At 33.2% G+C, this 20,716-nt stretch carries 22 protein-coding genes and 1 riboswitch; of the genes, 17 read left to right on the top strand and 5 right to left on the bottom strand.

Features of this window, described 5'->3' with window-relative positions:
- Positions 1–5: 5 nt before the first annotated feature.
- Positions 6–464: an epimerase gene (locus MKY90_RS24690; protein WP_176523415.1), complete on the bottom strand. Its 459-nt coding sequence runs from the start codon at positions 462–464 to the stop codon at positions 6–8.
- Positions 465–771: 307 nt separating this feature from the next.
- On the opposite strand from MKY90_RS24690, the gene MKY90_RS24685 reads away from it, so the two are divergent.
- The 11 genes from MKY90_RS24685 (at position 772) to MKY90_RS24635 (ending at position 12,571) form a co-directional block, all read left to right on the top strand.
- Complete coding sequence (locus MKY90_RS24685; protein ID WP_002129619.1) at positions 772–1,350, top strand: class I SAM-dependent methyltransferase; 579 nt, start codon at positions 772–774, stop codon at positions 1,348–1,350.
- Complete coding sequence (locus tag MKY90_RS24680) at positions 1,350–1,964, top strand: DedA family protein (RefSeq protein ID WP_000418950.1); 615 nt, start codon at positions 1,350–1,352, stop codon at positions 1,962–1,964. The genes MKY90_RS24685 and MKY90_RS24680 overlap by 1 nt, the downstream gene beginning before the upstream one ends.
- Before the next feature lie 28 nt (positions 1,965–1,992).
- Positions 1,993–2,694, top strand: a complete 702-nt coding sequence (locus tag MKY90_RS24675) for a response regulator transcription factor (RefSeq protein WP_341092801.1) — start codon at positions 1,993–1,995, stop codon at positions 2,692–2,694.
- The gene (locus tag MKY90_RS24670) at positions 2,678–4,186 is read left to right on the top strand and encodes a sensor histidine kinase (RefSeq protein ID WP_341092799.1); all 1,509 of its coding nucleotides are present in this window, start codon (positions 2,678–2,680) and stop codon (positions 4,184–4,186) included. The genes MKY90_RS24675 and MKY90_RS24670 overlap by 17 nt, the downstream gene beginning before the upstream one ends.
- 112 nt (positions 4,187–4,298) lie before the next feature.
- The gene (locus tag MKY90_RS24665; RefSeq protein ID WP_003192005.1) at positions 4,299–4,664 is read left to right on the top strand and encodes a YxeA family protein; all 366 of its coding nucleotides are present in this window, start codon (positions 4,299–4,301) and stop codon (positions 4,662–4,664) included.
- Positions 4,665–4,864: 200 nt separating this feature from the next.
- Complete coding sequence (gene mreC, locus MKY90_RS24660; protein WP_003192006.1) at positions 4,865–5,626, top strand: rod shape-determining protein MreC; 762 nt, start codon at positions 4,865–4,867, stop codon at positions 5,624–5,626.
- A 674-nt stretch (positions 5,627–6,300) separates the two neighbouring features.
- Positions 6,301–8,163 (top strand): FtsX-like permease family protein, encoded by a 1,863-nt coding sequence (locus MKY90_RS24655; protein ID WP_061688368.1) that lies wholly within the window; start codon positions 6,301–6,303, stop codon positions 8,161–8,163.
- A gap of 77 nt (positions 8,164–8,240) precedes the next feature.
- Positions 8,241–9,062, top strand: a complete 822-nt coding sequence (locus MKY90_RS24650; protein WP_002143531.1) for a peptidoglycan-N-acetylglucosamine deacetylase — start codon at positions 8,241–8,243, stop codon at positions 9,060–9,062.
- 14 nt (positions 9,063–9,076) lie between these two features.
- Positions 9,077–9,736, top strand: coding sequence for a YkyA family protein (locus MKY90_RS24645; RefSeq protein ID WP_445661557.1), 660 nt, complete (start codon positions 9,077–9,079; stop codon positions 9,734–9,736).
- A 210-nt stretch (positions 9,737–9,946) separates the two neighbouring features.
- Positions 9,947–10,708 carry an ABC transporter ATP-binding protein gene (locus MKY90_RS24640; protein WP_098167647.1) on the top strand — a complete coding sequence of 254 codons (762 nt, stop codon included), beginning with the start codon at positions 9,947–9,949 and terminating at the stop codon, positions 10,706–10,708.
- A gap of 15 nt (positions 10,709–10,723) precedes the next feature.
- The gene (locus MKY90_RS24635; RefSeq protein WP_215551523.1) at positions 10,724–12,571 is read left to right on the top strand and encodes an FtsX-like permease family protein; all 1,848 of its coding nucleotides are present in this window, start codon (positions 10,724–10,726) and stop codon (positions 12,569–12,571) included.
- A 217-nt stretch (positions 12,572–12,788) separates the two neighbouring features.
- Here MKY90_RS24635 and MKY90_RS24630 read toward each other — a convergent pair whose 3' ends face one another.
- From MKY90_RS24630 to hpt, 3 genes are all read right to left on the bottom strand, one after another.
- Positions 12,789–12,968, bottom strand: a complete 180-nt coding sequence (locus MKY90_RS24630) for a cold-inducible protein YdjO-related protein (RefSeq protein WP_002015777.1) — start codon at positions 12,966–12,968, stop codon at positions 12,789–12,791.
- A gap of 149 nt (positions 12,969–13,117) precedes the next feature.
- A complete protein-coding gene (locus MKY90_RS24625) occupies positions 13,118–14,020 on the bottom strand; it encodes a diacylglycerol/lipid kinase family protein (protein WP_098167645.1) in 903 nt (300 codons plus the stop codon).
- A gap of 150 nt (positions 14,021–14,170) precedes the next feature.
- The gene (gene hpt, locus MKY90_RS24620) at positions 14,171–14,698 is read right to left on the bottom strand and encodes a hypoxanthine phosphoribosyltransferase (RefSeq protein ID WP_000687586.1); all 528 of its coding nucleotides are present in this window, start codon (positions 14,696–14,698) and stop codon (positions 14,171–14,173) included.
- A gap of 160 nt (positions 14,699–14,858) precedes the next feature.
- On the opposite strand from hpt, the gene MKY90_RS24615 reads away from it, so the two are divergent.
- From MKY90_RS24615 to MKY90_RS24590, 6 genes are all read left to right on the top strand, one after another.
- Positions 14,859–15,074, top strand: a complete 216-nt coding sequence (locus MKY90_RS24615) for a hypothetical protein (RefSeq protein ID WP_078184698.1) — start codon at positions 14,859–14,861, stop codon at positions 15,072–15,074.
- Positions 15,075–15,258: 184 nt separating this feature from the next.
- Entirely contained in the window at positions 15,259–15,591 is a 333-nt protein-coding gene (locus MKY90_RS24610; protein ID WP_000410949.1) for a hypothetical protein, read from the top strand.
- A 186-nt stretch (positions 15,592–15,777) separates the two neighbouring features.
- Positions 15,778–16,266 (top strand): LPXTG cell wall anchor domain-containing protein, encoded by a 489-nt coding sequence (locus MKY90_RS24605; protein ID WP_341092789.1) that lies wholly within the window; start codon positions 15,778–15,780, stop codon positions 16,264–16,266.
- Between the two features lie 89 nt (positions 16,267–16,355).
- Positions 16,356–16,976, top strand: a complete 621-nt coding sequence (locus MKY90_RS24600; RefSeq protein ID WP_002129602.1) for a class D sortase — start codon at positions 16,356–16,358, stop codon at positions 16,974–16,976.
- Positions 16,977–17,029: 53 nt separating this feature from the next.
- Positions 17,030–17,719, top strand: a complete 690-nt coding sequence (locus MKY90_RS24595) for a response regulator transcription factor (RefSeq protein WP_000041840.1) — start codon at positions 17,030–17,032, stop codon at positions 17,717–17,719.
- Positions 17,716–19,569 (top strand): sensor histidine kinase, encoded by a 1,854-nt coding sequence (locus tag MKY90_RS24590; protein WP_215599261.1) that lies wholly within the window; start codon positions 17,716–17,718, stop codon positions 19,567–19,569. Before MKY90_RS24595 ends, MKY90_RS24590 begins: the two co-directional genes overlap by 4 nt.
- 206 nt (positions 19,570–19,775) lie before the next feature.
- Here MKY90_RS24590 and thiT read toward each other — a convergent pair whose 3' ends face one another.
- Entirely contained in the window at positions 19,776–20,435 is a 660-nt protein-coding gene (gene thiT, locus MKY90_RS24585) for an energy-coupled thiamine transporter ThiT (protein ID WP_098167641.1), read from the bottom strand.
- Positions 20,436–20,521: 86 nt separating this feature from the next.
- A riboswitch (TPP riboswitch) is annotated at positions 20,522–20,623 on the bottom strand.
- Positions 20,624–20,716 lie beyond the last annotated feature (93 nt).

The raw sequence follows: 20,716 nt of genomic DNA, 5'->3' as shown, positions 1-20,716 counted from the left end.
TTTGTCTATACGTGAGCTTTATTTTCGTCCGAACTATCAAACATGTCCATTAATTTAAAAATACCTTCCAATAGCAAGGTACATAGAATAGCGAAAATTAATACGGCATGAGGTGATAATTCAACTGATGTGAAGTTAAGGTCTGCCAACCAAAAGTAACCTACATAAAAACTTAGAAATGTGCTAACAGCCGAAAGTGTAAATCCTAAAAATCCTAATTCCTTTAATTTTTCCTCAGATAATTTACATAAACGTAAAACAATAGAGAAGAGAATTCCTACTATGAAAAATCCCATACATAATGCGAACAATGATATTATGCTTGGATACTTAACTTCATCGGGCATCCACTTTTTCATTCCCACTATTAAAAATGTAGGGACAAGAATAGGTAATAAAAGTGGTAGCACTATTTGTATAGCTGCAAATAATGCATTTGATTTATTATCGTTTTGATTATTCATAAAGCCTCCAAAAATGATTTCTATACTAATTTCAAATATCTTAGAGGATTCTAACATAAAAATAGTAACTTCGCTATACAAAATCGGAGTAGGATCATGATCATTCATGGTAAATAAACAAGATGCCTTACTCGTATATGTTCGAGTCGTTTATCCTTGTAATTCAATTTTCATATCTGCTTATAGTAAATAAGGAGATTTCCTTCATCTTCATAAAATCTTAAGAAATCTCCTCAATTTTTGTTAAGAAACGATAGTTATACTTAAACACAAGTTGAAAACTATTGAACGAATGGAGAGAAGTTACATGCAGCTCATAACATTCTTAAATGAATTTATTAAACATCCGAAACATACTGGTGCGATTGCGCCAAGTTCAAAGATATTAGCAAAGAAAATGGTAGATGTAATTGATTTTAATAGAGCGAAATGCATTGTAGAGCTAGGGCCTGGTACAGGAGCCTTTACGAAAGAAATTATAAAGAGAAAGAAGAAGGAGACAATATTTCTTCTTATTGAAATTAATGAAGTATTTTTCAAAGAGTTAAAGAGAAAATTTAAAGATGAGCAGAACGTGATTGTTATACACGGCTCAGCGGAAAATATAAAGAAGTATATGGAACAATTGAATATAGAATGTATTGATTACGTCTTATCGGGATTGCCTTTCACTTCTTTACCAGAAGAGGTTTCAAAGCGCATTTTAAACAGTGTAATGGAAACGATACATGAGAATGGAGAATTTATTACATTCCAATATTCACTTGTGAAAAAAGGATTTATACAGCATTTCTTCCCTGAAATTACACTAGAAAAAGTGTGGTTCAATTTCCCACCAGCTTACGTCTTTAGCTGTAAAAAAGAGCTAAGGGGAGCATATGCATAATGGAGCTACATGAATTAATGTCATACATTGAGCAGTATGGTTATTGGGCACTATTTTTTTGTTTATGGCTTGGTATTATCGGTATGCCGATTCCAGATGAAATGATTGTAATGAGTGGTGGATTTGTATCATCGATGGGTATATTGAATTTGATTCCCGCCTTTTTATTAACGTATTTAGGCGTTGTATCCGGCCTTTCTTTAGGGTATATACTCGGGAAAATCTTTGGCATAAAAGTGCTTAATAAATTGATGAAAAAGAAAAAGATGAAGTATCTTCTAAAATCGCAAGAGATGATAGGGAAATATGGTCATTATGCATTAGTTATAAGTTATTTTATACCTGTTGTGAGGCATATCGTACCGTATTTAGTAGGAATGAATAACATGTCTTTTAAGACATATGCGATTTATTCATATGTAACAGGATTTGTCTGGACGTTAGTTTATTTTGTACTAGGTTCTATATTTGGAAAGCATATAGAAGTGATAGTAACCCTTGCGACCGAGTACGGTATATATTTTGGTGGCATCGTTATTGTAGTTTGTAGTATTTCTTATGTGTATATGCATAAGAAGAATGCAGTAGTGAGTGAAATAAAGCAACATTCTTAGTTTGGTAAATGATGCTGGAGGAGATTTTGTGAGTAAAGGAACGATACTAATCGTGGACGATGAGAAGGAAATTAGAAAACTTATCGCTATCTATTTAAAGAATGAAGGATACGAAGTATTACAAGCTGTAGATGGTGAAGAGGGGTTAGAAATAGTAAAGAAAAGAGACGTGCATCTAATTGTACTTGATATTATGATGCCGAAAATAGATGGCATTCATATGTGTATGAAAGTGAGAGAAATAGCGGAAATGCCTATTATTATGCTGTCGGCAAAAATGCAAGATATGGACAAGATTTTAGGGTTAACAACTGGGGCAGATGATTACGTAGCAAAACCATTTAATCCGCTGGAACTCATTGCTCGGATTAAATCACAACTTCGGAGATATATGAAAATGAGCGGGACAAGCGTAAAAGATGAAAGTGTATTTGAAGTTGGAGATATAAAGATAAATATAGTAACGCGTCAGGTCATTATTGCAAATGAAGAAGTGAAATTGACACCGAGAGAGTTTGAGGTATTAGAATTGCTCGCACGAAATCAAGGAATGGTATTAAATGCAGCGCAAATTTATGAAAGAGTATGGAAAGAACAAGCTTTCCAATCCGATAATACCGTGATGGTACATATTCGGAAAATACGCGAAAAGATAGAGGCGATTCCAAGAAAGCCTCGTTATATTAAAACAGTATGGGGAGTTGGCTACAAGATTGAGAAAGATATTTGAACCGATAATATGGATGAATCAAATTTTTAAAAAAATGATAGGTAAAACAGTGAGTTATTTGGAAAAAAGTATACGGATACAGCTAATTGCTACATTTACTTTCTGTACGTTACTCGGTGTATTAGTAGGATGGTCTTCATCTTCCTTTTTCGAGGATGCGAATAAAATTTCTATCATTGATTATGCATCAGGTATGGAAGCCATTGATGGACAGACACAATGGCTTGTTGGAAGTATAACAGAGGAAGGTAAGGAAATTAATATACAAGAACTGCTTGATCAATCGAATCATCAAAATCAACTGAAAATTTTAATAATAGATGAGAATGGGAAAGTCGTTTATAAAACAAAGGGAGCGCCGGAAGAACAAATCAATCTTCATGAGACGATGCGTAATGTGATGGATTTTAAAATGGATCAAGTACGATATGTAGAGGCGCAAAATTTAATTCAAGATGGAACTGAACAAAAGCGTAAGGAGTTTACAACCTTTTATCCGGTTACTGTTAATACGAAAAATATGTATATCATTGCAAGTGGTATACCACAAGGAAATGTGAAGTATATAGTGAATGAGAGTAGCCCATTTCCATCTTTACTAGGTTTTATCACTTTTATACTGTCTTTCTTTTATATAACGAAAAGGAAGATGAATCAGATTGAAGCGATGGCAGAAGGAGTAAGGGAATTTTCGAAAGGTAATTTACAATATAAAATCAAACAGGCAGGTCAAGATGAAATAGGTTTATTAACTTCTAATATTAATCAAATGGCAGAAAAGCTTTTGGCTAATATAGAAAAGGAAAAACAAATAGAGAAGCAAAAAAGTGAATTGATTACAAATGTATCACATGATTTAAGAACACCACTTACTTCTATTATGGGGTATTTACGTTTACTAGGTGATGCGAAATATGAAAATAAAGAACAGCATGATGAGTATATAAAAATTGCTTTCTCAAAATCAGAGCAGTTGAAGATGTTAATAGAGGATTTGTTTGAGTATACAAAACTAACAGATGAAAATATGGCGTTAGATTCGCAAGAAGTGTGTATGAATGAACTACTTGATCAGTTAATAGAAGAGCTAGTACCACAAGCGGAGGAGCATAATCTTTCTTTTGTGAAAGAATTTCAGGAAGATCGTATATATGCTGTTGTGGACTCAGAAAAAATGGTACGTGTGTTTGAAAATCTTTTAATAAATGCAATTAAATACAGTATAGATAAAGCAGAAATTCGAGTTTTACTTCAAAGAGAAGAACAGCATATCAAAATTTCTGTAGCGAATCATAGTGAAGAATTTACAAAAAAAGAATTAGAGAATTTGTTTGAGCGTTTTTATAAAAAAGATCAATCAAGAAGTAGAGCTGTAGAAGGTTCAGGTTTGGGGCTTGCAATTGCAAAAAGCATTGTTGAATTGCACAAAGGAGAAATTCGAGCAGAATATGAAAATGGGGTTATTCAATTTATTATCTTATTGCCAATTTAATTAGAAGAGCATTAGGAAATTTGGTTACATTTTAATAAGTAATAGCGCCGCGATTGATTTAGAGGAAGTCCTTTAAGGGGAAGTATCTGAGAAGAGGAGAATAGAAAGTTTCATGAAAAAAATAAGTGTGTTTATCGTATTGATTATAGTTGGAGTTACATTACTTATCGGGAAAGGTGGACCGATTGTAGATCAACTCAATCCATTTATTAAAGAAGATGTTTATTATGCTGTTGTAGACAATGATGGTAAATTTGAGGCTAAGAAAGATGGTTTTGGTAGATGGCAATATAAATTCAAAGGATATAATGAATCCGGTCAAGAGCAAAAGATCGCGATGACTGCTTCAAAACATTTAAGAATAGGGTCATATTTAAAGATTAGATCTAAAGGAAGTTATGGTATGAAATGGGAGGAAGTACAAGTAGATGAAATACCTAATAAAGTAAAAGAGAAAGTACAAATAAAACATAATTAGTTATAGAAATTATAAGTTGCATTCCATGGATAAAGTAACGATCAAGCTTCGAATATAGTGGCAGTATATGATAATTTCTAAATTTTTTATAAAGAAGATAAAGTTTATCTGAACTTTATCCAAACTGCATTTCTTCTGTGTACAATGACTAGTATTCTATAGTATGTAGATAAAAAATAGTAAGGAGTAGCAGGATAATTATGCAGGTTTCTAAGAAGAAAATATTATTATTTCTTTCAATTATTCTTTTGGCTTTATTGATGGTGTATGTATGTACAAATAATAAGCATGTCCAAAATATTGTTCATAATATAGAAGACATCTATAAAGTATATAAAGAGAATCAGGTATTGAAAGGGAAAATTGAACATCAAGAATCGTTAAAGAGTAAAGTGCAAATGTTAAGTGAGGAGAAAGAAAGCCTTACTAAAATTATCAACAAAACGAAAGAATTAAAGGAACAGGGAAAATATAATTTCATTCAGGCTACAGTAGTAACCCGTGTAGCAGAAGAGTGGTATAGAGAAATTACTCTCGATAGAGGTTCACAACATGGTGTAAAGGCTGATATGGCTGTTATTACAGTGAACGGTTTTATCGGAAAGGTAGAGAGTGTAGATCAATATACATCTGTTGTGAAATTAATTACGAAAGATGAACGAACAAATCGTTTAGCAATCACCTTCCAAAATGATTCATCTATTTTAGGATTTGTTACAGGGTACGATAAGAAAAAACAAGCCCTTCGAATTGATAATATTCCATCAGATAAAGCGAAAGAAATAAAAATAGGTGATAGCGTTATTACCTCTGAATTAAGTCAGAAAATACCACCCGGTCTTGAAGTAGCAGAGGTGATAGAGCAAGAACCAGATCAATATGGTCTTGCTTATATTATTTATGCAAAACCAAAGGCAAATCTATATGATTTAGAAGATGTAATTTTAATAGAACCTAAATAATAGTTTTATATAGTGTCTATGAGAGGTGAATTAGAAACGAAGAGAATTAATGTAAAGTAAAGAGTAAGAGGGATAAGGGAAAATAAAATGGTACTAAATTTAATAATATGTAGTTATATCTTTATATCGTTTTTATTTTATCTTTATCTTATCTTTATCTCGGACAATTATAATGAAGAGGTAAACTGATGATAAGTGCAAAGTTATTAAGTATTACAGTGGGTCTTTTTTTGTCCATTTTTAATATTAATTATTTATATAAACTCTCCAGTAGGCTAGAAAACCTATACAATATCCTTCGAATTTATATTTGTAAATGCATTATTTGAGCGCGAGAATAATGGCTCTTCGAAAACGTTATTGACGCCATCTTCGTGAGAACAAAGTAATGGTATATGAATTGGGTTATAAAACATTTAATTCGTATATTATAATTTCATTAGAAATATACATTACAAAAATGTAAGGATAATGTAAGGGGAATCAATATTGCTGTTTGTAAAGAAAAGATAAAATGATAGTTAGTGTCTATAAAAATAGCATAATCGCAACACTGGCCATATGACAGGAGGCAATATGAAAAATTTAATATTTGATGAGAACGTTGTGCAAAAAGTGCATAGTAAAAAGGTGAATGTAGTACACCATACTGTAGAGAAGCGTGGGCATAGAGTATGTTATTAAAACTTTCTATTTCCAGTATGAAAAAAATGATAAAGGATTACATCGTTTTACTAATAGGTCTTGTAATCTCAATTTCTATATTTTATATGTTTCAAACGCTTGCGTTAAATAAAGAATTTACAATGAATAACAGCATTATTGGTTCAATTGTATTTGTATTTCAAATAGGATCTATTTTGGTGGCGTTTATTACCTTCTTTTATATTTTTTATGCAAACTCATTTCTCCTCTCACTCCGGCGGAAAGAACTTGGCATGTATCTTGTATTAGGAGCAAAAAAGAGTAAAATCAGCCAACTCTTATTTTTTGAGACGTTAGCCATGGGAATGATTTCACTAGTATTAGGTAGTGTATTCGGAGCTATTCTTTCTAATTTCATAAGTGGGTTTTTAACAAAACAATTGGAAATATCAGCTGAAGGTTATCAAGCTTTTTATGGTCCTGCATTCAAAATAACATTTATATTCTTCAGTGCATTGTTTCTGCTTACATCTGTTGTGAATGCAATTCGAATAACACTTAAAACAGAATTAGATTTAATTCGTACAGAGCAAAAGGCGGAGCAGATACGAAAAAAGGGTCCTGTCACAATGGCGTTAACTTTATGTAGTTTATTAGGATTAAGTGTAGGATATTATTTCGTAATCTTTGTAGGAATAAAAGGTGCTGGTGCCATTTTACTCCCATTATTCACAATTACATTGGGAACATATCTTATATTTATTTCTCTTTTACCCACGTTTGTTAATAGATTAAAAAAAACGCGCTATTTAAACGAAAAGAAATTAAGTGCATTTACATTTGCACAATTGCAGTTCCGTGTAAGTAGTTTGGCGAAAATATTAGGAACGGTAACGATGCTAATTGGACTAGGCGTGGGGGCAATGGCCGGTGGCATGTCTTTACAGAAAAATGTAATCCTTACAGCAGAAAAAATGCCAGGGTATGATATTACAATTCATGATCCAGAAGCAACGGATTATAAAGCTATGGAAAAAATGAAAATTATAGATAAAAAACAGTATAAATATAAAGTTGATAATGAGGCTGTTTATTATTTAAAAGAGGAATTATTAGAGAATCCTCCACTTCTATTCAGAAAGAAAGAGACAACACATATTTCTGAACAACTTCCATCTTCGAGCTATAGGATGTTTAAGGGAGAGGAAGTTGATCCATCTAGTTCTACGTTACCGATGAACTGGGACAAGATTGTGGATAGTGATTTTAGGTCGAATATTACTGTATATGATCGTAAGCCTGTCTATATTGTCGATAAAAACCGTTATGAAACAATTCAAGGGAATGAGCATACGTTTTTTATTGCTAAAGTAGATAATATTTTACAGTATAAAACAGAGTTAAAAGAGATGGATAATCGTCAAATTGAAAAAATAGCTGCTGCCACTAATAGGCCTAAAGCAGATGTATATTTACCAACGAACTATGGTGATTATGAATCTATGCTCGCCTTTTCAAAAGGAACTTCCTTTATGGGATTCTTTTTAGGTCTTGCTTTTTTAGCTATGATGGCAAGTTGTTTAATGTTTAAAATCCTTTCTGGGGCTACGAAAGATATAGGGCGGTATGAGATGCTTCGAAAAATTGGGGTGCGTAAAGAATTACTTATAAAATCTATGTATAAAGAATTAGGTATCGTATTTCTATTTCCAGCAATATTGGGTCTCATTCATGTTTTGGTAGGAATGAACATATTTACATTTGTTAAATTTTTTGTGAATCCATATGTGAACATATGGATGCCGATTTGTATATTCCTAGGAATTTATATAGTCTATTATTTAATCACTGTACAATTATATAAGAGGATTGTTCTTCCGAAGGAAAGATAAATATATAACGAGGAAGACTTGAAAAGCTAGATTAATATTTCATTAATAAGTAAGGGATGTAGAAAGGAATTAATAGAATGGGGAAATTGTTAAAGGTAAAAAACATAGTTGTAATGACAGTAGCTACAGTTGTAGTGGGAGGAGCTTTTTTCGTATTTCAATCGATAACCTCACCTGCAAAAGCGATAGCAAATCAAGAAAATTCAGTTCAGTATGCAAATGAACAAATAAAAGTGGAAATGAATAAGGTAGCACCAACGCAATTTAATGGTCAAACTAGGAAAATTGCCTATCTTACTTTTGATGATGGTCCAGGAAAGTATACGGCACAGTTACTAGATATATTAAAGGAAAATGATGCGAAAGCAACATTTTTTCTAATCGGTCAAAATGTAAAATCATATCCTGATTTAGTAAAACGAGAAGAAGTAGAAGGACACTATGTGGGAATGCATAGTATGACGCATAATAACAAGAAATTATATGCCCAGGGTGGCTATGTAGATGAAATGAAAGAGGATCAAAGTTTAATTGCTAGTATTCTTGGACATGCTCCAAAACTAACACGTCCGCCATATGGTTCGAAGCCTGGGTTACACGAAGAACTTCGTAATAAAGTTGTAGAAAATGGTCTTAAAGTATGGGATTGGACAATTGATTCATTAGATTGGGAATACAGTGGAATGCCAATAAATACAGCAACAGCAAAAATTGTTCAAAATGTACTGGCTGGTGCGACAGATCAAAAAGAAGTGATTTTGATGCATGACATTCATCCGCAATCCGTTGCAGCAGTACCTGCTATTATTAAAGGGTTAAAAGAAAAAGGGTATGAATTGGAAGCGTATCATGAAGATGATCATTTCCCATTGAACTTTATGCATGATAAACGTATGTAACATAGGAGGAACTGATATTGATTTATAAAGCGTTAACGATTACGGGAATTATATCTATAAGCTTATTGACAGGGTGTTTTGGCGCAAAGCCAGAAGCAGAATTGTACGTCGCATTTGAAAACGCGATGAAGCAAGAAAAGATGGTTTCTGAAGATGCGAAAAAACTAGAGGTCTTAGAAAAACAAGGTCAAGAGTTATACAATCAAATTATAAATGATGGCAAAGATAGTAACCAAGCAATTATGCCGAAGCTAGAGCAAGCTACAAAAAGTATTGATGAACGTGAAAAAGTATGGAACAAAGAAAAAGAAGCTTTTGGAAAAGCACAAGAAGAAGTAAAATCAGTTCATAAAACTATAGATAAAATGGAAGATGCAGCTCTTCAGAAACAAGCAAAAAACATACAGGATATTTATAAAAAGCGTTATGCATCTTTTAGTAAGATAAATGATTCGTATCAAAAGTTAATGAAATCTGAAAGAGAATTATATAAAAGCTTAAGTGAAAAAGAAACGAACTTAAAAAAGGTTAGTGAAAAGATTAAAGGTGTAAATCAAATGAATGAGGACATTCAACGAGAAAAAGAGAAATTTAATAGATATACACAAGAATATAACAAAGAGAAATTAGATTTTTATAAACAAGCGAAAATTAAGATGAAAGAGGAGAAATAAATACTTTATTTCTTACTCCAAAATAGAATAGAGAAATCAAAAGTCCCAAGCTACTAGCCTTGGGGCTTTTTCATATTCTTAAAGAAATGTTAAGAATATCCGCTGCTATTTATTAAGAAATGCTATCTATACTTAGAAATGGGTTAAGAAGTGCTCGGAAAATATGTAGGGAAAATAAAAGATAGGAAAAAGAAGTGTAGGAGGATATATATGAAAGCATCAGTTGTAGAGGTAAAGAATGTACAAAAGGTATACGGTAAAAAAGATGAGAGTCAATCACATGCGCTAAAGAATGTATCGTTCTCAATTCAAGAGGGTGAATTCGTTGGAATTATGGGACCATCTGGTTCAGGAAAAACAACATTATTGAATGTAATTTCTACATTAGATAAGGCAACAGGTGGAATTGTTGAAATTGCTGGAATAGATATTACGAAAATGAAGCAGGGGGAATTATCTGATTTTCGCTCAGAGAAACTAGGGTTTATCTTTCAAGATTTTAACTTACTTGAAAACTTATCAATCTATGAAAACATTGCATTACCGCTTTCTCTGCAAGGTGTTCATTCGAAAAGAATTGAATCAAAGGTGAAAAAGGTAGTAGAAATGTTAGGGATTTCAGAGATTCTTCAAAAATATCCGTCCGAAGTATCTGGTGGACAAAAACAACGTTCGGCAGCGGCCCGTGCACTTGTACATGAGCCAGCCATTATTTTAGGAGATGAGCCAACAGGAGCGCTTGATTCTAAAAATGCGAAAAGTTTATTAGAGTCGATGACCAACTTAAATGAAGAACAGGATGTTTCGATTATGATGGTTACACATGATCCATTTAGTGCGAGTTACTGCCGACGTATTTTATTCATCCAAGACGGAGAACTGTATAAAGAAATTCATCGCAGAGGTACGCGTGATGAGTTCTATAAAGAAATTTTAGATGTGCTTGCGGATTTAGGCACACAAAAAGCATAAGAAAGAAGGTTCAACATGTTATTCAAACTTTCCATGTCGGGACTAAAAAGTAAACGAAAAGACTATATGGTCTTATTAGTTGGGCTTATTATGTCTATTTCAATTTTTTATATGTTTCAAACGTTAGCGTTAAATAAAACGTTTATTGAAGGGAATTCTATGGATGGGATTTTTTCCGTCTTTCAAACGGGCTCATTTTTATTAGGATTTATTACATTATTTTATATTTTATACGCCAATTCATTTTTATTATCACTTCGGCAAAAAGAATTTGGTATGTATATGGTATTAGGGGCAAAAAAGCATAAAATTACATTGCTCATGTTTATTGAAACAATTGTATTAGGAATAGTATCTCTTATAGTAGGTGTGATAGTCGGTATAATCTTGGCACAAGGTGTTGGACATTTACTGATGAAGGAGCTGGAATTTACTGGCGGTGGTTATCATGCATTTTATGTACCATCAATCGTTGTTACTTTCATCTTTTTCATTGCACTATTTATGTTGTCCGCAATTATGAATGGTATGAAACTAGTGCGTAATTCGCTATTACAACTCGTTCACTCCAATAGTAAAACAGAGCGTACGTCTACTAAAGGGAAACTAACAAGTATAGTAGCACTTTTATCAATTATTTTATTAGTAGTTGGTTATGTTTCGATGATTTATATGAAGGAGCTAAAGGAATCAGGATTTATCATTGCTACAATTACAGTAACATTAGGAACTTACATGCTATTTGCATCATTTCTGCCGATTATTATTAACAGACTGAAAGCGAATAAAAATCGTAGTAAAAAAGGAATCAATGTGTTTACGTTTGCACAGTTAAGTTTTTCTATTAATAGCTTAACGAAAGTATTAGCGACAGTTGCTATGTTAGTGGCTCTCGGCGCGGGTGCAATCTCCAGTGGTATGGCGTTTAAAAATAATGTCACAAATATGGTGGAGAGTGCAGAATACTATGATGTCGAAATTAAAAATCCCACAGCAGAAGAAAAGAAAATACTAGATAGTATTACATTTAAAGAAAAGAATGAATATCGATACAAAGTAGATGAGCAGTTTATTTATCAATTGAAAGAAGATTTGGAAAGAAATCGTCCGCTAACACGTACTGGAAAGGACGAGAATAGTAGCCGATTCGTTCCTGTTTCGAGGGAACTAATTGCGGGATCCGTTTTAAGGCATAGCCAAGAAAAAAATGAGAATAATACCAATGTAATTCCAGAAGAGTGGGGAAATGTTTTACGGTCTCTTCAAAAGACATATATGAATCCTAGTCAAAAGATACAAATTGTAGATCAAAAGATGTATGACGGGATACAAGGTAAAGAAGAAATTATAATACTGGGGAAAACGGACAATTTTATAACGTATAAAGAAGAATGGAAAAAAATCGATGAATTAGAACTAGCTAAATATAAAGATATGAAAGAAGTACATCTTTTGAGTAAATATATGCTGTATGAAGGATATTACAGTACTTACAGTGGAACAGTATTTATGGGATTTTTCTTAGGCATAGCTTTCTTAGCAATGTTGGCAAGTTGTTTAATGTTTAAAATTCTTTCTGGTGCTTCAAAAGATATTATTCGCTATCAAATGCTTCGTAAAATTGGTGTACGTTATGAGCTATTAACGAAATCAATTTATAAAGAGTTACTTTTCATTTTCTTGTTCCCAGCGATCGTAGGTATAACGCATGTATTAGTCGGAATGAACATGTTCTCGTTCTTAATAGATAATCCATATTTCCGTATTTGGCTGCCGATTATTATTTTCTTAGTCATTTATGTGTTTTATTATTTCATTACAGTTCAATTGTATAAAAAAATTGTTCTTCCGAAAGAAGTGTAGTATGTAGTGAATAAGGGGGATGATGAATCGAGCTAAATTTAGGGGAATATTATATGGAATTTATAGCGATGAAGAAGTTAAATAATGAAAGAAGCAGCTACTACGTAGAATAGCTGCTTCTTTCATTATTTATAATTAGGAAGCAACTTGTACTGTAGATAAGGAGAAATAAAATCCTCTATCTTTTCAGTATATAAAAGATAAAGAGGGAAAAGTATTATAATTTCTGTAGTAATCGTTCGCCGCTTTTCATGTCGCCTTTACACAACGGGCATTGTGGCTTATCTTCTAAAGAAAAGTTTTTACGCATCCATCCAAGGCAGTCGTCTGCTTCGCATTCCCACACAGCAATTGCTTCTGGTTCTTCTACAGGTTTATCATTTTTTCTCCAATACATGTGATCGCTCCTTTAAATTGAAAAGTTTTTTAGAAAAAACAAAAAAGGTTGTTAACGTTTTTGTTAACAACCTTTTATTTATTCATCATACTATATTTTTTTGAAAAATGCGAAGTTTAGTAATTATTAAAGTTATATTGAAATAGTGATTATAAAAGCTTAGGATTATAAATCATCGTAAAGTGTCCTTGTAATAGTTCAATATGACACGGTGTATGAAGCGAGCATTCTCCGTCTGTATCTACTTCTTTTTCTTCTTCTGTTTCAATATGAATTGATTTTGCTTTTACATGGAAGATGTCATTTTCATTTGAGTCTTCAAATAGTTTCTTTCCGATGTAATCTTTAAACGCCTGGATGCCTGTTGATTTTACAACGAAAATATCAAGTGTTCCGTCGTCACATTTTACGTTCGGAATAAAGGAAGGAATACCGCCAAGATATTCACCGTTTCCAACCATAACAAGGACAGCTTCGTCTTCATATACTTGTCCGTCGTAAGTTATTTTTACTGGGAATGTTTCAGCATTTTTAACAGTTCGAATGGTGCTTAAATAGTAACCAATTTTACCAAGCTTTGCTTTCTCTTCTGCATCAATATTGTTTGATACTTCAGATACGAGTCCAATGCCCCAAAAGTTTAAGAAGTGTTGTCCATTTGCTTTTGCGACATCGATTGGTTTTATATGTCCTTTTGTAATGAGTTTTGCTGCTTCTGCAATATTTTGCGGAACGCCGAGTGTGCGAGAGAAGTCGTTGCAAGTTCCGCCTGGAATGATTGCAAGTGTAGGTCTGGTTTCAAGAGGGGCTAAGCCGTTTGTGCATTCAAATACAGTTCCATCACCACCAAAGACGATAATTAAATCTACTTTACTAGCAAACTCCTGACAATATTTTGTTGCATCACCTTGCTTTTTCGTATGAAGGATATGTAAGTCAGGAAAAGCTGCGGCAAGTGGTGGTACGATTTTTGTTAAGTTCGTATGTAAATCGCCTTGTCCTGCTTTCGGATTTACGATGAGGAGTACTTTTTCAAATTTTGTTTTTGTCATTCTTCATCTCTCCCTTTGTTTTTATAAATTACGGTAGAAATAAAACTTCCACCAATAATGCATGGAAGCTTATTTGATCCCGCTATTTGTGGGCCAATAATCATTGGGAATGGACAAAAATCCCAATGATTAAGGTTTCACTTTATTATATTATTCCGTTACAACTGAAGCGATAAATGGTAAGTTACGATATTTTTCTGCGCAGTCGATACCGTAGCCAACGATAAATTCGTCTGGAATTTGGAAGCCAACATACTCAGCTTTTAAGTCCACTTTACGGCGTTCAGGTTTATCAAGTAACGTACAGAACTTCAATGCTTTTGGTTTATGCATGAAGAAGTGATCTTTTAAGAAGTGAAGTGTTAAACCAGAATCGATAATGTCTTCTACGACAATTACGTTTTTTCCAGTAATGTTTACATCGATATCTTTTAATAGTTTTACTTTTCCAGTTGTTTCTGTTTGATTTCCGTAGCTAGATGCAGAGATAAAGTCGATAGTTACTTCGTTTTTAATATGGCGAATTAAATCAGCAGCGAATACGAAAGATCCTTTTAATACAGCGATTACAACGATTTCTTCTCCTTCAAAATCACGTTCGATTTGAAGCGCTAGTTCTTTTACTTTTTCTTGTAATTGTTCTTCAGAAATTAAAGTGTCTTTTATTTCAATTTTCATTTGAATCCTCCTACAGTGTAAAACTTGTGAACATTTCGACTGTAAAGGATAGAAAGAAAAAAGTCAAAGAAGATATAAGGTTTTTACAGAAATCCCCACAAAATAGTCAGATGATATGATATACTGATAATATTAAGAAAACGCTTCCAAAAGGGTGATTATGATGAAAAAGAAACAGTATACAAGTGTAACATTTATAAAAGCATTGTTTTTAACAATTGTTCTTGGTATGTTGGCTTACATAATTGATGTACCTGCAATTCGCATTTCACTAATTGGAATGACTTTAGTATTAGGCGCAATTTCCCACGGTATGATGTCGCAGCTGCAAGAGGCTGGACTTGATGATATGAAAGATTCTAGAGATAAGAAATGAGAAACCTTCACGTATATAGAGTGAAGGTTTTTCGTTTCTTACAAAAATGTAAGGTGATTTGTAAGACAAATCGATAGTTGCATAGTAGTGTTTTGGATAAACTATAAGTGTAAGGTAAAGGGCAAGCATATTTTAGGTAAATTAAGTTTTAGGCACTCTATATGTGAAAAAGGAGTAGGAGGGCATGGAGAAACATTGGACGACCTTTTCTTTTTTAGCAACTAGTAACACCGTAATGCTAGCTGGAGAAATGGATTTTTTGCATACGTTTGATCGAGAAGACGATCATTCTTCTTCTAAATTTACAATGAAATGGAGTAAGTGGAGCGATAGTTGTAAATTGGAAGAAGAGGCCCCTAACGAAAGGCAAAAAATTATTTTAACAAATCCTATTAAAGCATGGGTCGTTCAATGTCGTAAGTGTAACGTCAAAAATCACTTCAAGAAAACTGAGCCGAGACAATTAGTTATCACTCCGGCCCTTTCTACTTCTCAATCACGCGAAAGTAACAAATAAATATCGAGACACACACCCGAAAAAACATCGTATATATTACGGTGTTTTTTTATTTTTCTAAAATGAAATCTTTAACAGAATTCCATTTCATCTGCATCTTATATTTACATCTCTTGTTTATTCTAATAATACATCCGGTGCGACGTGATGTGTTACTAGAATAAAGTATAAAAGGAGAGAAATAAAATGAAAAAAAAACTATTACCAATTTGTGCAATGGCACTTTTAACAGTAGGATATTCTTCAGTAGCGAGCGCTTCTACTGGAACATTAACAAAAGAGGAATCAGCGCAAATGCAGCAAGATAAAGCTAAAAAAGAAGAAGCAATTAAGGAACAGCAAAAGAGCGAAGTAGAGAAAAAAGAAGCAGCACAAGTACAAGAAAAAAGTGATATGGCTAAAAAAGAGGAAGCAATAAAAGCAGGGCAAAAGAATGATACAGCGAAAAAAGAAGTAACACCACAAGTGCAAGAAAAGGAAGCTCTTGCAAAAAAAGAAGCAGCAATTAAGGCAGGGCAAAAGAATGATGCAGCGAAACAAGCTGTACAAGCTGTACAAGGTGAAAAATTACCAAACACAGCATCAAATAATGTAGCAATGATGGCATTAAGCGCATGTCTTGTAGCGATAGGGACATTATTTGGTTTGAACCGTCGTAATAAGATTAAGGCATAAATAAAATATTGTTCTATAAAGAATGGGATAATTTCATATATTAAAAATGGTAGGTTACTCCTACCATTTTTTGCATGGAGGGATTCACAGTGACAGTTCTAAATCGTATTGGATTTACGTTAATGATAGTAGGCTTATTAATGGGAGCCTATTACGCTTTTGAATGGTATAAAGGAAAAAGTTCTGCACAAGATTTAACGACAGAAGAAATTAAAAATTTTGAACAACAAACATCCAAGCAGCATTCTAGCGAAGTACCAGTAAATGCACAAGTACCTTCTTCTCAAATACAACATAAAGAAGGAGAAAAGATAGCTATGTTAAATATACCGAAAATAAAGAAGAAATTTTCTGTTTATTGGGGAGCGAATGATGCAACATTGAAAAAAGGAGTCGGTATGTTTGTTAGTGATTTAACGACAACTCCATCTGGAGGAGGACATACTGTACTCAGTGGGCATCGAGATACTGTATTTACAGATTTAGGAGAGTTAAAAGAAAAGGATAACCTTATTTTGGAGTATGATAATAAAACTTACACATACGAAATTCAAAAGACATGGATTACACATGCGGATGATCGTACCGTTATTGTTAAAAAAGAAGAACCTACATTAACATTGACGACTTGTTATCCATTTGATTATATAGGGGATGCACCGGATCGATATATTATCGAAGCAAAGTTAATTACGAGTAATTCAAAATAAATTATAGAGCTTTGAATAGTAATTTCTTAAAGCGAGAGGGGGAGACATAGATTATGTCAAAAAACATTTTGATTGTTGAAGATGAAGATATTTTACGCGAAATATTAAAGGATTACTTTTTGAGTGAACAATATAAAGTGCTTGAAGCGAGAGATGGAAAAGAAGCTTTAGTCTTATTTGAAGAAGAAGAGGTCGATTTAGTTATACTTGATATTATGTTGCCGGAACTTGATGGATGGTCTGTTTGCCGAAGGATTCGTAAGACGTCGGGGGTTCCAATTATTATGCTGACGGCACGTGTAGATGAAGATGATACATTACTTGGGTTTGAGCTTGGGGCAGATGATTATGTTGCGAAACCATATAGTCCGCCTATTTTATTAGCGAGAGCGAAACGATTATTAGAAAGCAGACAAGCATCAAAGAAACCTTTGGAAAATGAAGATGATACGTTATCAATTCATGGCATTCACGTCCATTTTCCGTCACGTACTGTTACTGTTGATGAGGCAGACATTACTTTAACACATACAGAATTTGAAATATTAGCTTATTTCATGAAAAATCAAGGGATTGTACTAACAAGAGAACAGTTAATTTCAAGAATTTGGGGGTACGAATTTGCTGGCGATGATCGAACGGTTAATAGTCATATTCGTAATTTGCGAAATAAATTAGGAGAGAAAGCAAAGTACATTACAACTGTAGTGCGAACCGGTTATAAATTCGAGGGGAACATATGAGAAAAGGGATTGTACTTAAATTATTTACCCTTACAACAGCTCTATGTATGTTGATTTTAGCGACGATATTTATTGGTCAAACGATATTTTTTAAACAATATTATGCGAACCGAAAAGTAGAAGATATTAAAGTGAATTTAAATTCCTTTGAGAAGAATTATTTGAATTATGTAGGAAATGCAGAAGGAATTCAGAAGCTGGAGCAAGATTTTTTAAGAGAAAATAATACGTGGATTACGATATTAGATCAGAATGGGAATTTAAAACATGTGGATGATTTTTATTTTGAAGTAACGATAGACCGTAGGCAACAAAAGAGCTTTGGACAACAAATATTCAAGATTCCCTTAGGTAATCTCGTCAATATAGAGGAGATTGATAATAAATTATCAGAGAAGTTTTTAGGACAAGAAATTTATTTTTCTGGAGTGAGAAAAGAAGAAAGTTTTATTCCATTCTCTTTCTCGTTAGGTAAGCAAAATTTAAGTGGATCTAATAAACCGTTAGAAAAAGCATTTAATGAGAAAATGCTTAAATTAGATCAGGAGAAAAAGAAAGCAGCTGAGGAACAAGTTGTTAAGGAAAAGAAGCCGGCCGTTCAGGAGCAAGCTGCTCAGGAATTAGATGCTTTCATAGTAGGACGTGTTACGAAAGTACAGTTCCCCGATGTAAAAGGTCCTGTGAATCCAATTTATAAAAATAGTTTATTCTTAGATAGCATAAAGGAATTTCAAACTGATTTATTATTAAAAGAGAATAATCATATACAGTATTCAACACAAATAATGGACTATGAAAAAAATGATATAAAATATAAATTATTAATTAAACCAAAAAAAGAAAAAGACGGATCGGTAACATATATATATGCGATGGCTTCTTTACAGCCTGTAGATGAGGCTGTACAAATGGTGCAAGATTATTACATCTATATTGTTGCATTTGTAGTCATTCTAATTTTTCTAGCTTCGTTTTATTACTCAAAACAAATTGCAAAACCGCTACTAAAAATAAATGATACAACGAAGAAAATAGCTCATTTGGATTTCACAGAAAAAATTCCGATTACTTCAAAAGATGAAATTGGTGATTTATCGCAAAATATTAATACATTATCTAATAAACTACATTCACATATTGGACAGTTAGAACAAGATATTGAAAAAGAAAGAAAGTTAGAAAACACAAGGAAAGAATTTATTGCGGGTGTATCGCATGAACTAAAAACGCCGCTGAGTATTATGAAAAGCTGTATTTCCATTTTAAAAGATGGGGTAGCTGAACATAAGAAAGACTACTATTTTCAGGCGATGGAAAAAGAAGTAGACAAGATGGATATACTAATTTTGGATATGCTTGAATTAGCTAAATTTGAGTCTGGCACATATAACATGAAGATGGATTCTTTCTATATAGATGGAGTGATTGAAGAAATATGTGAACAGCTTTCAGCGGAGATAGAGAAAAAAGAACTGAGTGTGCACAAACATATATGTCCAGCAGAAGTGATTGGGAATCAAAATAGAATTGAACAAGTAATTGTGAATTTTATTACGAATGCAATACGTTATACACCAGAAAAAGAAGATATTATTATTTCCACAATAGACGGGAAGAATCATATAAAAGTGTGTATTGAAAATAAAGGTGCTCACATTGAAGAAGAACAATTAGATAAAATTTGGGATCGTTTTTATCGTGTGGATGCGGCACGGAAACGTTCACAAGGTGGAACAGGGCTTGGCCTTGCGATTTCAAAAAATATTTTAGAACTGCACAATGCTGAATATGGGGTGAAGAATACCGAAGATGGTGTGTTATTTTACTTCTATTTACCGAAAAAAGCGTAGACAATCATGTTACGCTTTTTTAATTTGTTTTCATATTATCTTTACCTAATCTTTATTTTGGAGCAGTATAATTTGGATAGAAAATGAGGTTATGTAAGGAGTCGATGAACCGTGCATAGCAATTGGCTAAGTATAATGGTATTTATTTTCTTTTGTGCATTTATTGTATTTTTAATTGATATTACGATATGAAAAAAGAGCGCTAATTAAGCGCCCTTTTTTTGTGTATTCATTTGATAAGCACCGATGCTTTTGAATAAGCGTGGTGAAGTTGTAAATAAAAGAATTAGTAATACAGTACATAGTATGAAAGAACCGATCATGGTACTGCCGTTTATAATTAATGAATATAGCACAGCTGATTGTCCTTTAGGTGCATATTGACCAAAGAAAATAATACCAGCAATAAAATGACAGAAATAGCGTGCAAAGCTGCCGACAAATGTGGCAAGGATAATGTAAACGAGTGCTTTTTTTCCTTTGTTTTGTTTTGGTTTATCTTTGCGATTACCAAAACTTGAATGCTCTGCATTACTGTTGTCTGAGGCAAGTGCTTTTTGAATTGGACGATAGAATAAACCAGCAAAGCCGATAAAGGCAAAGGCAATGAAGTACTCAATGAATGCTTGAACTGGTGTTAGAATGTAAGCATCGCCTACGACAATTTGTAAAAGCCCCCAAATTAAGCCTCCTAAGAAAGCCCTTTTGAAGCCCCAGCGGTATGCGATAATAAAAATAGGAATCATAGCAAATGAGATGGAACCGCCTGTCGGAAGTTTAATTGATAATGGTAGAATGTCGATAATCAAGGCGAAGGCTGCAAGAATAGCAGATTCGATCATCGCTTGTAAATTGGTGTTACGCATGTTGTCTCCCCCTAAATCCAAGTTGCACAAAAAAGAACATTATCATAGGAGGATACGAAATACGTAAATAAAAAAAGAGGTGTGTATTTCGGACGTTTGCACAATTCCTGCGTTAGCATTAACTAACAGGTTCAAAGGGTCGGAACGAATTGTTCCCTCTCAGCGGTAAGGCTCCCCCTGTGATAACGAGATTCTTTATTTGTTATTGTTTATTGTAAGCGAAATGGATGAGAATGGCAAATGCACTTTGTATGACAATTATTGAAATATAATTGTATTGA

The organism is Bacillus sp. FSL P2-0099, from assembly GCF_038007445.1.
GTDB lineage: Bacteria > Bacillota > Bacilli > Bacillales > Bacillaceae_G > Bacillus_A > Bacillus_A mycoides.
This window is presented reverse-complemented; position numbering and strand designations above follow the sequence as displayed.